The sequence below is a fragment of the Calothrix sp. FACHB-168 genome, assembly GCF_963889195.1.
Taxonomy (GTDB): Bacteria; Cyanobacteriota; Cyanobacteriia; order Cyanobacteriales; family Nostocaceae; genus Aulosira; species Aulosira anomala_A.
The window spans coordinates 1-13,312 of the sequence record NZ_CAWPNJ010000027.1; the positions used below are offsets into that span (position 1 = coordinate 1).

The window sequence follows — 13,312 nt, forward strand, 5'->3', positions numbered from 1 at the left end:
ACCACAATCTACTTAATTCGTTGATTTTTCCATTTTTGGGTGTAAAGCTTGTCACTCAGTTATCCTGAGTTACTTTGTCATGTGTTTAGTCTAAACTCCAGGAATAAAGAACTGAAATTGGAGCCAATTGCATCTTTCGATGCTGTTTCTATGAGAAAAATACTAAATATCAAGGAGTAATTCTCATGGTTAACGCTAACGCTCGCAAAACTGCCAAACCGTCACGTAAAATTGAAAGGCATATTCCTGCTTTAGAACGAGTAATGACTTATCAGGAAAAAGTACACCTGATGGTCATTGAAGTATTGCGGGAAGAATCAGGAAGAGAATTAGCAGCAGCAGCCAGATTTAACGGACAAGAGTTTGATTGGGATAAACACAATTCCCAGTTCCGTAAAGACTATGTAAACACACCATTAAAAGAACTGGTGAATTATGCCCGCAAACTTTACGGCTTGAATAATCTTGATGAAATACGAGATAGGCGTGCTTCTCATAAAGCTGCTCGGTCTAAACGCATGGATGGACTCAATGGTTTAAGTAGCAACTCTGATGACTTGATAAATGACGATTTTGAACAAGATGAAGATGACGAAGATGTAGAAATTGACGATTAATTACAATGCTCTGAATTATCTAATTCAGGGCATTCTATTTCCCGCCCACCCGCATTCAATAAACAGAATTGAAGGCAGCGATTGCTGCTGAATTCAAAAGACTCAAAAGTGAACTCTAACTCAGAAGGCATCTGTCGATGCTATTTAGGTGAGATGTAGCAATTTGTTAATCAAAGGATAATCAAATGACTCAAATGACTCGTAATCAGCAACAAACAAAAGCGTTGGATCAAGTAATAGGTTATCAGGATAAAGTACGATTAATGGTACTGGAAGTTTTACGTGAGGAATCAGGTAGAGAACTTGCTGCTCAAGCACGTTTTAATCAGCAAGAATTTGATTGGAACGAACATAACATTCAGTTTCGCCAGGATTATAGCGAAACTCCCATCAATGAACTACTAGCATACGCCAAACGTCTGTATGGACTGAAAGATTTGGATGCAGTACGGGAGCGGCGCAAAGCTCATAAACAACAACGTACAGCTAGATGGGCTGAAGCTTCATAATTACCTGCTGGCTCTCACAGCAGCCCCACTAAAATGTGGGGTAACTTTTTGCCCACCCACCCTCAACCGTAAAAGCTTTATTTTACCGAAGATGCAGCTTCGCATCCCACCCCACCAAATGTTGTAATTGTCCGACTGGAAAGTTTACTAGTCATCAACTCATAAATCTGCTGGTTTGAAAGTTGAGTTGGCTTGACTTCGACTGTGGGTGCAGTTCCTCCCCTGTTGACTTGAATAATGGAATTAGCCCAATAAAACTGCTGTTGAGAAGGTTGGGAATAAACAGGATAACAGCCTTTCGAGGCGATCGCTAATTTATGCTCTACGCTAGAAACTGATGGTAGAGAAATACCAGCACGAACTAATTTTGCCTCTCCTACTGGGCCCCACAAACGTAATTGTTGATTGACACAACGTTTTCCATCCTTGAGAGGGGCAATGATGTTGCCACAAACTTTAACATCCACATCATACATTGGCGGATAATCAGGTACAGTTTGAGCTTGAGCTTGAGTCGTATTCTTCTCATCCTTGCCACTGACATTTACAGTAGTAGGGGTACAAGCTGTAACTATACCTCCTATTACCAGCAGCCAAAGCCACTTAACTTTGCAGGTAAACATCGGCTGAATCCTCTTCTACGATTGACAAATTGACAACTAATTTTTTAACTTAAACTCGTCCATTTTGAAACCTGGAGTTTTTAAGGAGAGTGTATTATTCGGTCGTGGCTTGAGTTCTGAACTTTACCCTGATTCCAAAAAACTACGGTTGTCAAGGTAGACGCGGTTTAGATACAAACTGGCGCTGATTACTAGGTGATGTCCATAACGTGCAGAACCCAGATGAGGCTTTTCTGCTACTTGCTCCAATTTCCAGTGTTACCCCCAAACGCTTAACATCCTTAGCACAAGTAAGTTGACCGTTTTGGTCACGACTCAGCAAATCTTGATTCCATTGCATTAGGTTGTGAGCAAACTTACCTTCATTACTGGTTGCCCATTCCAAAGCATTGGCTTGGGCTTGTGTGAGTTGACGTAGCCCAGCAGGATCTAGATGAGTGGATTGATACCAGGACATTCCACCTACACTTACTAGTCCGCCTACTCCAGCTGCAATTAATAGCAGTATTCCCGCAGCAATTAAAGAGGGAACTGAATGAATAGCACGTTCAAATTCAGTACGCCTAATTAATGCCGCCACTGATTGAGCGATCGCTTTTTGCTGACCTTTTACTGCTGCCTTTTCATATGTCTGGAGATGGTCATAAAGCTGCGTTTGCCACAGGTCAAACATTGCTTCCATTTCTTTGGGATTGTCTTCCAATAGTACTTGTAGCCTGCCAGTAGCAATCATCATCAGAAATGCTGGGTCATCAGGGTCAAGTCCGGTTTGGACTACTATTTCCCAAACCCTAGCTTTAAATGAATCGTCTTTACCTCGAATGGCTAAATCTAATAAAGTTGGGTAAGGAATTTGGCTCAGTCCTTTGCCTCTAGCAGCTACTGAATCCAAAAACTCATCATCTAAATCGAGTTCTTCAGTGTGAGAATTACTCATATCTATATTTGCTTTTAGCTAATTCACGCCCTCGTACCCTACGCTCATTTGGTAGTTTAATTTGATGGTGGGAGATGTCACCAAAACAGTGCTGAGTGCTGAGTAACGAGTGTTGAGTAAAAAAGTAAAATTAATTGCACGGGCTAAACGCCCCGCTATCCATCTACAGCACTCCTGAATTAGATTACTTCTTGGTAGCAACCTTGCCGTTGACATTAGCATCATCAACTTTTTCTGTTGGAGAAATAATTGAAGCTGCTGGGACGTTCCAAATTTTAGCTTGATCAATTTCCTCAGAAGCTTTTTTGAGAAAATTGTGTAATCGCTGCTTACCCAATACACCTAACTCTCCATAATCTCTAGCCGCAGAAAAATTTATCTGATTGGCATCAAGGATATCCCGCTCTCGATAGCTGAACTTGGGAAAATTGATGACAGCTACTTTATGAGCTTTGATTAAATCCTGTAAATTCTTACGTCCATCTACGTGTTTCCAGTCATCGCATAAACCATAATTGCGTACAAATATGTGCTTAATCTTGTTCTCAAAGCGTTCGAGAGATTGCATAAATAATTGAACGCTGTCATATCCACCACTACAAACAAACCACTTATATATTTTGACCTTATTTTTCCCCGTAATTTCTAGGATTTGATTACGCTCAATCCAATCAGTTACTGCTGGGTATACTTGAGCAGGTAAATTGACAATGACAGAAGTTGTTAGCGCTAAATTAAAAATTTCATCAGCATCGTAAGCTTTACGCTCTGATTCGCTAAAAACTGCTGTTTTATGATTGTCTGGGTAAAATGCGCCCACATCTGGATTACTTTTGTCTGCTTCTACTAACTCATAAGAGAGTTTATTGTCAATGCAGTATTGCACCATAACCCGTGCAAACAAAGACTTGCCAACTCCACCTTTTTCACCATCCATGAAATGAATTGCTGCCATCTTAAATCTCCTTTGTGATTTGACTAAATGTGCATTAATAAATACTTAAATATTCTCAAACATATCGTCTGTTTCATCATAGAAAGATCCCTCACCAGGAATGAAGGAATCAGAATCTATTTTGTGTTTCGACTTGCTGCTACTATTGTTATTGTTATTACTATCATCAGGATTACTGTGATTGGAATTACCTGCATCTAGACCGAACATAGTAGTAAGTGTTTGAGGATTAGTCATAGTGCTTATAGGCATAGGCAAAACATCACTTGATTTATGCGGTAATCCTAGTTCCATTCGCAAATATGCCAAGTGTTGTTCCAGGGCATGACAACAAATCAACCCTATCCGACGCAGTTCTTGATCGCTAATATCTACACCTGCATCTGCTTGTGTTTTGTATGCTAAAGGCAACCAGCACATTCGTAATGCCTGCAATACCATCTCTTTGCTAGAACGCGCTTCATCTCCCTGTTGCAAATATGTGATTAACTGGCCGTCTACTGTATTTGAGTAAGGATGATAAGAAAATCTAAAAATTTTGCGCTGTCTATTAGTGTCAGGATTTTTACGTAATTTATTATTAGTCATAGTTATGCCACCTTCTCGATTTGCGCTCTAAACCGCATAAACAAACCAAACGCATCAATCAACCTAAACGACAAAGCTTCCTGCTCTCGGAAAGTACGGCAATAATCATTACTTTTATCCTTGAATACTTCTTGTACCTGTTGCTGTAAGTCAGCACCCCAATAAGTTGAAATTTCTTGAAAACAGTCTTGTAACTCTTGCTCTAAGTACAATGCTGCGCCACCACTCAAAATCACCTCGTTCACCGCAGGTAAAGTTGATTCCAGCCAATCGTAAAGCCTAGACCAATACTCAGCTTTAGCAGTAGCAATGGCATTAACAATCATCTGCAATTCATAATCAAGATTTTTAGGTTCTCTACTTTTGACCAGAGTGCGAATTGCTTGGTTGTCAGGTGTGATATCTGAACCGGCTGCATAGATGGCAGAGGTCAAAGCAGTGGCATCCTGTCCCGATGTGCGCTCAATTACTCGCTTTACCATTTGGTGAAAGCCCAGCCCATTGGTGTAACCTGCCGTCATCTTGCCCCGTTCAAATAATAGAAGGCTGGTATTGCGATGCCCGAACATTAGCACTGCGATGGTTTGAGCGTTAAACCATTCTTTACCATTCTGGCGTTGGCGAATCATTGCTAATCCCGCACCTTCGGGTAAGCACTCGAATCGCTCCAATTTCACTCGCAACCTTTGACCCCGAAACCTAAAATCCTTGAGCGCAGACTGTAACTGTTGCTCAAATGCTTGGCGATTTTGATATTCACCATAGGGTAGTAGTGAGGTCAGTGATAGTGAAAACCTGTTAGGCAATTTGTTATGTTGAGCGATCGCACCAATAACCGCCAAGGCTTTATGAATTGAGGTTTCGTACTTGAGCTTATCGAGTCTGGCAGATGCTGAAAACTGCCGTGCCAGGAATCCAACTACCGTACATTGTGTATCACCATCCGCAGGACTTGACACCCAGGCTTCATCTGCTGGTTTAGGAGATTCCAGACCCTTGCGACTTGACATATAAGCGTCAATCGAACTTTGAGGCAACTTCAGCATCTCTGGTTCCATTGTCATCAAACATGGTTTGCCTTCAGTTGCTAGTTCGTAAACAATCTTAGTCAAGGAAGCACCAGGGTCAAAACTGACTATCAGGTTTGACATTGACTGTGGTTGTGATTATCCATAAAAGCTGCTTTTAACTTAAATGTAAATACTGGCTGTGAACATCACTCTACTGACCATTTTATTGAAGGCAAATTTTATCCAGTTGGTTATTCTTTTTTCGCTGCTGTTAATTAAGTCGTTACTTTTCTGCTAAGAAATTCGATTTAGAAAAGTGTGCCATAACAGATCCATGCCAGATCCACGAACGAGCCATTGCAGATCCATTACAGTGACAATGTTGATCCAATAGAGATCCATTTGTCTGACATACGTATTGTAAGTATAATTTTTATTTGCAACAATGCTTGACTATTGATAAAGATTATGCGATGAGAGATCCAATGCAAATTCCTCAGAGATCCATCGCATATTCATCCAGCAGTTGATTCGAGCAGCCCAAAAAAACCTTTGGTGAGTAGCAAGCTATGTTGCTGTCCGGACATTTTTTCTGGGGAGAAAAAACGCACCCCCAGGTGCGGCAACAAACTTGCCCTCTTTTCACGGTTCCCCTACCTAAGTAGGTCAACCACCGTGACAGAGGGGAAGATAATACGAAAAACCTCGTTAGGAGTTCAGCCTGGAAAATTTCTGCAAGGTTTGGGCGGATTAGCTTTTCAATTGCGCGATGAGCTACGCCCCGCCATAGGCGATCGCTTTCGTTTGAGATACCCTTAGCGCTATCTTGACTTTCTTAGTACTCAAGCAAAGCTATTGCAGCGCATTTCATTATCTCGCATCGCATCTTGGCATCGAACCAGAATCGTAAGTAACCGCTTGGTCAATGACAAATGATAGTGCTGTCGTCAAACTTAAAACAGCTAATGACTAATGCATCAATAATGCGACAGAAACGCTCACACAGGATAGACATTAGACTGACTTTGGCAGAATATGAGAAAGCACAGCTAATGGCAGATGAAAATAATCTCACTATGAGTGAATTGTTTCGTGCCAAGACTCTGAAAAATAGATTGCCCAGGCGTGTCACCAAAGTAGCAGGCCAAACTTACTGGGAGTTGGGGAAAATAGGCAATAACCTCAACCAAATAGCTAAAGCAATCAATACTTCAGTACTTATGGGAGAACCTGTGGTCGTAGATAGAGCATTGTTGTCACAGGTAAGAGATTTGGTGAAACAGGTGCGGCGAGAGATTGCTGAAATTGATTTAATCACTGATTTACAAGATGAAGGATGATTGGCAAGCACATCAAAGGTAAAAGTTTTCGGGGACTGCTAAACTACCTCTTTGGCAAAGATGGAGCAAGACAAATCGGTGGGAATATGGAAGGAACAAACCCACGGGAATTAGCAGCTGAATTTGGTATATCTCGAAGATTAAACCCGAAGGTGAGCAGGGCTGTTTATCACGCTTCTCTCAGTTTGGCCCACAAAGAGAGTTTAGATGATGATACTTGGGATGAAATCGCCCAAAAGTATCTGCAAGCAATGGGTTTTGATATGAACCAATATGTCGTAGTGCGGCATACTGACCGGACTCATGAACACATACATATTGCTGCCAGTCGCATTCAATTAGATGGCACTACAGTTTCTGATAGCTGGGATGATCGCAGAAGTGAAACGGTAATTCGCAAGTTGGAGCAGGAATACAATTTGCAATCGGTGCAACCAAGCTGGGAAAAAGATAAGCACAGTCAAACTACTGGCGAACGTAGGCACCTTGCCAGAACTGGAGAGGAAAGCGTTAGAGTGAGACTTCAGCGATCGCTCGACCAAGCAACCCACGACCATCCCACTATGCCAGAGTTAATAGAGCGAGCGCAACAACAAGGTATTAATGTCCGTGTTGGTTATACTCGCACAGGCATTGTCAAAGGCATTAGTTATCAACTTGATGGTGTGGCTTTTAGTGGTACGCATCTCGGTAAAGCATATACCTTTCCTGGTTTACAAAAGCATCGAGGTGTAAACTACAGTCCCAAGCGGGATGAAAAACGTATCCAGAAACTCATGGAGCAAGCTGTCGAAAATCTCACACCAGCAGTGCCTTCAAAACAGGATGACAAACGCATCAAAAAACTTATGGAAGAAGCTGTTGACAATCACACGCCAGCAGTTACTCAAACAAACTCCTTGCCTATACCAGAACCAACAAACTGGCAGCAAATACGCCTAAACTTAAGCCAGCAGTACAATTTACCCAATTCTCTGCTCACAGAACTGTATGAAAAGGGTTGGCTCTATGCAAGTCTTGCAGGTCAAGCAATATTTGTGGAACGCACGCTCGATGATCTTCCAACTCTTGCCAAGCAGCTAGAACCAACAGGTAACTTCACTGCCATTCCCCTGAACTCTGAACCGACAAAAAAAGGTAGTTTTTGGATTGCTACAGATGCCACAGTAGAAAGAGCAGTATTGGTGAGTGACCCGATTGAAGTTCTCTCTGTCATTGCCTTAGAATCAACCATTGACAAAAAACAGCGCAAACCTACGTTGTATTGGAGTGTAGATGATAGCGAGCAATTACCTTTAGAACTTTTGCGATCGCTCGATGCAGTAGTCATCGCTTTTAAAGATCATGATAAAGTTGAGGACTTGATAGCTGAGATACTAGCTGAACTACCTCAAGCCAAACAAGTTTCTCCAGGTAAAACAAGCTGGAATGAGATGCTAACCCTGAGCAAACTGCAACCCAACCAAAGTCGAATAGCAGAGTCTCAAGGTTGGGAACTTTAATATTAGTAACCAGAGTTAGGCTTTAACTGAGATTTTGTAAACAAGAGCGCGATTGCGCCACTGGGAAATGAACCTTTAGGCGTAACTGCCATGACCTTCAATCCCAGACAAACAACCATTAAATTCTTAAGACAAATAGGCTTTACCACCGGAACCAAAATTTGGCTCAGGATTTCTTGGGACTTGCCCACAGACCTAATACCTGAAAACTGGAATAACTACTGTCGCAATGGTCAATTTGTCTACTCCCACTACATTCTCTGCGGTAAAATCACCCAGCAAGGATTTCAACTTTACTGCTGTACTTACGGAGGTCGAGACAAACAAGGCAACACCTGCTGGCGACTGACACCTAAACGATATACTGATGGTTGGGCATTGGCATTTAAAATGTCATATCTTGGTGCTACAGTCAGCTTTTACCCCAACCAACCACACAAGGGCATCAGCAATCAGCACGTTAGTCAATGTCGGTGCTTGTTCTACGAAATTGATGATTTGGCATTGAGTGAGCAGCGACAAGCTGTAGATTGGCTAAAGGATGAAATCAACTTGGAACCCGCCGCCGTTGTTTACACAGGTGGAAAATCCCTGCACGTTTACTTTAAATGCAGCCATTCCTTGAATCCTGCTGAATGGCTGTACCTCAATCGCCAACTAACGATTATCCAAAATGCAGATCCAGCCATTTGCAACTTAGCTCGTTCCATGAGACTGCCAGGTATGGTTCGCAGACGGGTGGTGGATGGAATATTGAGTGCAACCATCCCCATTACCCTAGAGCATTGGTCAAACTGTCAGTACAACTTGGAAGAGCTAGAAACCGCATTTGATTCTACAGCCTTATTTCCCTACGAACTTTCTGAGCAACGTTGGTGCAAGTGGGTACAACTTCTCACAAGAGCGAAAAATGGAGAAGTTATCGACCCACAAGCAGTGCTACTGCAACCTTCTGTGACTGTCCCTCGCTCAACCTTGCATTGCCGACGAGGAACAGTAATACAGGCTACAACCAGAGATAATCGCTCATCTCTTAAACAACTACGCGCTAGCGGAGTGTCTGTTCCTTTGTCTATCTGTTTAACTTTGAGCGATCGCACTTTACTAACTTATGGCGAATTTAAGGGAAACAGAAACAATTCTGGCTACAAATTAGCTCGTAATCTACTGGGTACATCTAATTTACTCACTAGACACGGAATCGCTTATCATCCTGAACCACGCCAACTATTTGACCGATATTGCGATCGCTGTACACCTCCACTTGAACTAACTGAGGCGGATACAATTTGGCACAGTGCGAATAAAACAACAGCCTTTGCCAGTCGAGACTTTGGCTCAATTGTCGTGAGCATTCGTGAGTGGAAGTCACACCGCAAATCAAAAAAACAGTGCCTCAGAAAACCAAGAAAATTAGTTAACGCGAGGTCGACAAAATCGATGTAACCTATTTTCAAACATTTCCCCACAACGGAGAGATGTTTGAAAAGCCTACGACAGCTTATAACAGCTGGCGTGCTTATAACTTGCACTTTTTATGGTCTAGAACCCTTATTGCAACGAGAATACTCTGGAAAATTAAAGATGCGACAGCTTAAATAGCATTGCTTGAATTGGGCTAAAAAATTGTCAAATACAACAGATAAAAATAATTTATATACCGTCCGATGCAACACGTTTGTTAGGCTGCTCTGAATTTAAAGGAACCCTATACCTACACAATTTACTCCTCTACAAGAGTTATGCCAGGAAGTTTTAGCATACAAGTCAAATTTGCCTGTTGCGTAGTTCCATTTGCTTTTAAACGAGTCTTGCTAGCCGAGAAGAAAATCTGTTTTCTTGCCCTAGTTACTCCTACATAAAACACGCTTAATTCTTCTAAGAATTTTTTTTCATTTATACTATTTACCTTTAAATTGCAGTTGCTTTTGTGGTTGCAAGATCCACATAGTCCATACCAATTGGGCATAGAATATTGCTCCATGTCTGGCATTAAGACATAATCCCATTCCAACCCTTTAGCCCCATGAATAGTTGAAATAATGATATTTTCACTAACGTATTCCATATTTTGCTTCAAATTTCTATTCTCAAAAGTGTCTCTTATCAAAACCAATTTATCTTCAACACTTAGAAACGAATAATCGCCTAAAATTTTATACAAAAATACCTCTAATAAATTCAGCAGAGATGTTACTACTGGTGTTGTTTTGTCCTGAAATAATTTTTCCATCTTAGAATAGAACTTATTCAGCGTCCCTTTTGAAATTCTCATATCACTTCGTATATGTTCGGTAAATTGAGAAGTACACTCTCGATGAAATCTCAAATATTCCGATGAATCTTCATTAAAAATACCATAAAAATAAGAAATATTTTTTCTTAGCATCAAATCAATAATCATATTAATATTTGTTCCTCCACCTCTAACTAGAATTGCAATTTTGCTCGGGTTTTCTGGCTCAAAAGCTAATAAGGAATTTAATTTTTTCACAATCTTTTCTGCCTCCTCTAATTGATTGTTAACGTATATAAGTGAAACTTCTGCGTTTATTTTAATAGTTGGATTAGCAGGATGTTCTCCATTTAATCTGATGTTTTTATCCAGTTGAAGCATCTGTGGATTAGACATAAATCTATAGTTTTTTTCTAGGACTATCCTATCCATAGATAACAATTGCTCTGCTTCAACTATTAAATTGGGTATAGCGCCTATAAAGCCATATATTCTTTGTAAAGAATCTCCCATAAAAACTAATTGTGATTCTTCAGAAACTAATTTTTTCAACAAAGTCCAACTGAGAATATTAGTATCCTGAAATTCATCTACAATAATCACAGGAAAGTAGCCTTGATAAAATTTAAGTAACTCAGTGTAATTGATAAATAACCTTAGCGTGAGCGCAAGGATTCCATTAAAACTTATACAATCCTTTTCGAGAAAGCTTTTTATAATTCCATCCGTGTATGAATTGAAGAATTTTGATAGATGTTGCTTGTCTACAGACTTAACAGCATCGCTATATTTAGCAAAAAATAAAGCTTTTTCAGAGGATATTCCTAGAAGCTCAGTAATTTGTTCAGTCTTGGAGTCGTCTACAGATTTCAGTAAATCTAAATTGGCAAGATTGGAATGTAGTAGATACCCATACCTTTTCAGAATATGTCTACAAAATCCATGATAATTTGAGACAAATAATTTTTCGCTAATTCTGAATTTATTTGAATTGCTGATCTGGATCAGATGAGGCAATTGTTCAGAAAGCTCTTTTTTAATCTTATATGCTGCATTAACGCTGTATGTTAATGCAAGAATTTTTTTAGGATTACAAATTCGCCCAGTAGCCAGTAGATAAGCTACTTTGCTGATCATGGTTTTTGTCTTCCCATAACCAGCAGGAGCCTCAACAATTAGTCTCTTAGATTCCGAGAAAACAACCTCAAGCTGCTTTTGATCACCAGAATGTAAGGTTCTAAGCTTCTGGAATAGTTGGTTTTGTTCCGATTGATCCAGCATTTTTTGATAAATTAACTGTGTTTTGAATTAAATCTTTATAAACTTGAGGAATACTAGTAACATAATTACCCAAGTCTCCTCCATCCAAAATACTCTTACTATTTCTCATGCTCTTAAGAATATCTTCCTTTGATAAATCCTTAAGCTCTTGAATTTTATCTGGCGATAACAACTCTAACTGTGGATAAATAAGATTCTGAGGATCGAGAGGAACACCTATACTTTTAGCTTTGCCAATGAAGAAGTTAGTCTTTCTTTCATTAGGAAATTCTTGTTCTAAGTATTTTACGTAGCCTATTAAGCTGAAGCTTTCATATATATCCTCTTCAAAGTCTTGTCCTTGAGTAAAAGACAAACCTATAAGATCGCTGTATCTTGATTCTTGATCACGATCCATTAATCCGATATTTTTGATGCCGAACTCATCTAATAATTTCATTAAAGATGGAATTGACTTTGCACCTCCCGCTTGAATAATACTAATTCCAAATTCATCCAGGTCAATATTCATCCTCTCACTAAAAATGGGGAGAGCGCCAAGTTCTGTGTCACCCTCTACTAAAATCACTACTTTTGAAAAGAACGCTTCTTTAATATAAGGTAAATTTTTAAGTAATTGCTTTTCTGTAGCTTCATCAAGTTTTATATCAAACCCACTTTTAACAATCAGATGACCATTTTCATCTTTACAAAATCTCAAAAACTTCCTGTAGTCATTAAGTAAAATATTAGGCGAATGTGAAACAACTAAAATTTGTCCAAGTAGCCTATCTATTTGAAATATATCCGAAAGCAAGGAACTAAAATCCGGATCATCATTGTTTACTACTCGCACAAGGTATTTGATTAAAGTTCTCTGTGCATAAGGATGCAAATGAATCTCAGGCTCATCCAAACCTATTAGAATTGGAATACATTTTTTTGAGCTTGAGCTATCTTCAACAATACATCTATCTAACCGCTGCTTGTTTAGACTTAACAGCCTCTCAAGAATTGACAAAGTGATAATTATTGAAAATTGTACGCCGTAACCTACGTTTTCTAAAGTTCGGTTGTTATCATCAGTCAATAGTATGAGTTTTGCCAACAAATCCTCTTTATTCTCTTCTCTGATAGCCTGTATAGAGAACTCTTTAAAAGACTTTAGTTTTTGCAAGGTTTGATTAACTTCGGTTAGAAATTCATCAATCTTTTCTGTAATTACAAAATCAGAGTCTTGTAAGCTCCCATCTTGTAGATATTTTATTATGATGTGATTCAGAAACTTTCCAACACCTCTATTATTAGAAAAATTTAGTTCTGATGATGGATTTCTAAGTGAGTCATAGTTTATGTAATTAACACATCTAACTATGCTGCTTAAGATAGTTGTTCCTGACTCTTTATGTTGAAATTTAATTCCTTCGTCAGGAGATTCTTGGATAGCGACTATATTAATTTTTTCTCTATCGCTAGGATCAAATAAGTCATCAAAAAAACCTTGCTCAATATCTGATAATCTCAATGAAAAAGAGATATGAATTGGATCATCTAGATTTAGAAAGTCTGATTCGCTAAAACTATTTCTGGTGAATAGGATATTTAATAAATAAAGTAAATTGGATTTGCCTAGATTATTTTCTCCAATAATAAAGTTTGTTGTAGGATGAAAATTTATTTTCACACCATCTAAGTTTCGATAGTTTTTGATCTCAAGTGTAGAAATTTTCATATA

12 protein-coding genes are annotated in these 13,312 nt (G+C 39.4%); 5 read left to right on the forward strand and 7 right to left on the reverse strand.

From position 1 onward, the window contains the following. Positions 1 to 185 precede the first annotated feature (185 nt). Together AACW45_RS16730 and AACW45_RS16735 are read left to right on the forward strand one after the other, a co-directional pair. Positions 186 to 617 (forward strand): hypothetical protein, encoded by a 432-nt coding sequence (locus tag AACW45_RS16730; protein WP_190633657.1) that lies wholly within the window; start codon positions 186 to 188, stop codon positions 615 to 617. 185 nt (positions 618 to 802) lie between these two features. Continuing rightward, positions 803 to 1,126 carry a hypothetical protein gene (locus tag AACW45_RS16735; protein ID WP_094332201.1) on the forward strand — a complete coding sequence of 108 codons (324 nt, stop codon included), beginning with the start codon at positions 803 to 805 and terminating at the stop codon, positions 1,124 to 1,126. 77 nt (positions 1,127 to 1,203) lie between these two features. Here AACW45_RS16735 and AACW45_RS16740 read toward each other — a convergent pair whose 3' ends face one another. From AACW45_RS16740 to AACW45_RS16760, 5 genes are all read right to left on the reverse strand, one after another. Further along, positions 1,204 to 1,749 carry a hypothetical protein gene (locus AACW45_RS16740; RefSeq protein ID WP_190633658.1) on the reverse strand — a complete coding sequence of 182 codons (546 nt, stop codon included), beginning with the start codon at positions 1,747 to 1,749 and terminating at the stop codon, positions 1,204 to 1,206. 151 nt (positions 1,750 to 1,900) lie between these two features. Beyond that, positions 1,901 to 2,686: a DUF6753 family protein gene (locus AACW45_RS16745; protein ID WP_190633659.1), complete on the reverse strand. Its 786-nt coding sequence runs from the start codon at positions 2,684 to 2,686 to the stop codon at positions 1,901 to 1,903. A 184-nt stretch (positions 2,687 to 2,870) separates the two neighbouring features. Continuing rightward, positions 2,871 to 3,641: a mobilization protein gene (locus AACW45_RS16750; protein ID WP_190633660.1), complete on the reverse strand. Its 771-nt coding sequence runs from the start codon at positions 3,639 to 3,641 to the stop codon at positions 2,871 to 2,873. Between the two features lie 45 nt (positions 3,642 to 3,686). Next, complete coding sequence (locus AACW45_RS16755) at positions 3,687 to 4,229, reverse strand: hypothetical protein (protein ID WP_190633661.1); 543 nt, start codon at positions 4,227 to 4,229, stop codon at positions 3,687 to 3,689. A 2-nt stretch (positions 4,230 to 4,231) separates the two neighbouring features. After that, the gene (locus AACW45_RS16760) at positions 4,232 to 5,380 is read right to left on the reverse strand and encodes a ParM/StbA family protein (protein ID WP_190633662.1); all 1,149 of its coding nucleotides are present in this window, start codon (positions 5,378 to 5,380) and stop codon (positions 4,232 to 4,234) included. 824 nt (positions 5,381 to 6,204) lie between these two features. On the opposite strand from AACW45_RS16760, the gene AACW45_RS16765 reads away from it, so the two are divergent. The 3 genes from AACW45_RS16765 (at position 6,205) to AACW45_RS16775 (ending at position 9,527) form a co-directional block, all read left to right on the forward strand. Beyond that, entirely contained in the window at positions 6,205 to 6,579 is a 375-nt protein-coding gene (locus tag AACW45_RS16765) for a plasmid mobilization protein (RefSeq protein WP_223265518.1), read from the forward strand. After that, a complete protein-coding gene (locus AACW45_RS16770; protein WP_190633663.1) occupies positions 6,576 to 8,081 on the forward strand; it encodes a relaxase/mobilization nuclease domain-containing protein in 1,506 nt (501 codons plus the stop codon). Before AACW45_RS16765 ends, AACW45_RS16770 begins: the two co-directional genes overlap by 4 nt. Positions 8,082 to 8,171: 90 nt before the next feature. Continuing rightward, positions 8,172 to 9,527: a hypothetical protein gene (locus AACW45_RS16775; protein WP_190633664.1), complete on the forward strand. Its 1,356-nt coding sequence runs from the start codon at positions 8,172 to 8,174 to the stop codon at positions 9,525 to 9,527. A gap of 277 nt (positions 9,528 to 9,804) precedes the next feature. Here the strand turns inward: AACW45_RS16775 and AACW45_RS16780 are convergent, their stop codons facing one another. Together AACW45_RS16780 and AACW45_RS16785 are read right to left on the reverse strand one after the other, a co-directional pair. Then, positions 9,805 to 11,598 (reverse strand): UvrD-helicase domain-containing protein, encoded by a 1,794-nt coding sequence (locus tag AACW45_RS16780; protein WP_190633665.1) that lies wholly within the window; start codon positions 11,596 to 11,598, stop codon positions 9,805 to 9,807. Then, complete coding sequence (locus AACW45_RS16785) at positions 11,555 to 13,309, reverse strand: ATP-dependent nuclease (protein ID WP_190633666.1); 1,755 nt, start codon at positions 13,307 to 13,309, stop codon at positions 11,555 to 11,557. Before AACW45_RS16785 ends, AACW45_RS16780 begins: the two co-directional genes overlap by 44 nt. Between the last annotated feature and the right edge of the window lie 3 nt (positions 13,310 to 13,312).

Bases quoted from the DNA above. Each gene is read 5' to 3' on its own strand.
- AACW45_RS16730 (WP_190633657.1), top strand. From the start codon at position 186: ATGGTTAACGCTAACGCTCGCAAAACTGCCAAACCGTCACGTAAAATT.
- AACW45_RS16735 (WP_094332201.1), top strand. From the start codon at position 803: ATGACTCAAATGACTCGTAATCAGCAACAAACAAAAGCGTTGGATCAA.
- AACW45_RS16740 (WP_190633658.1), bottom strand. From the start codon at position 1,749: ATGTTTACCTGCAAAGTTAAGTGGCTTTGGCTGCTGGTAATAGGAGGT.
- AACW45_RS16745 (WP_190633659.1), bottom strand. From the start codon at position 2,686: ATGAGTAATTCTCACACTGAAGAACTCGATTTAGATGATGAGTTTTTG.
- AACW45_RS16750 (WP_190633660.1), bottom strand. From the start codon at position 3,641: ATGGCAGCAATTCATTTCATGGATGGTGAAAAAGGTGGAGTTGGCAAG.
- AACW45_RS16755 (WP_190633661.1), bottom strand. From the start codon at position 4,229: ATGACTAATAATAAATTACGTAAAAATCCTGACACTAATAGACAGCGC.
- AACW45_RS16760 (WP_190633662.1), bottom strand. From the start codon at position 5,380: ATGTCAAACCTGATAGTCAGTTTTGACCCTGGTGCTTCCTTGACTAAG.
- AACW45_RS16765 (WP_223265518.1), top strand. From the start codon at position 6,205: ATGACTAATGCATCAATAATGCGACAGAAACGCTCACACAGGATAGAC.
- AACW45_RS16770 (WP_190633663.1), top strand. From the start codon at position 6,576: ATGATTGGCAAGCACATCAAAGGTAAAAGTTTTCGGGGACTGCTAAAC.
- AACW45_RS16775 (WP_190633664.1), top strand. From the start codon at position 8,172: ATGACCTTCAATCCCAGACAAACAACCATTAAATTCTTAAGACAAATA.
- AACW45_RS16780 (WP_190633665.1), bottom strand. From the start codon at position 11,598: ATGCTGGATCAATCGGAACAAAACCAACTATTCCAGAAGCTTAGAACC.
- AACW45_RS16785 (WP_190633666.1), bottom strand. From the start codon at position 13,309: ATGAAAATTTCTACACTTGAGATCAAAAACTATCGAAACTTAGATGGT.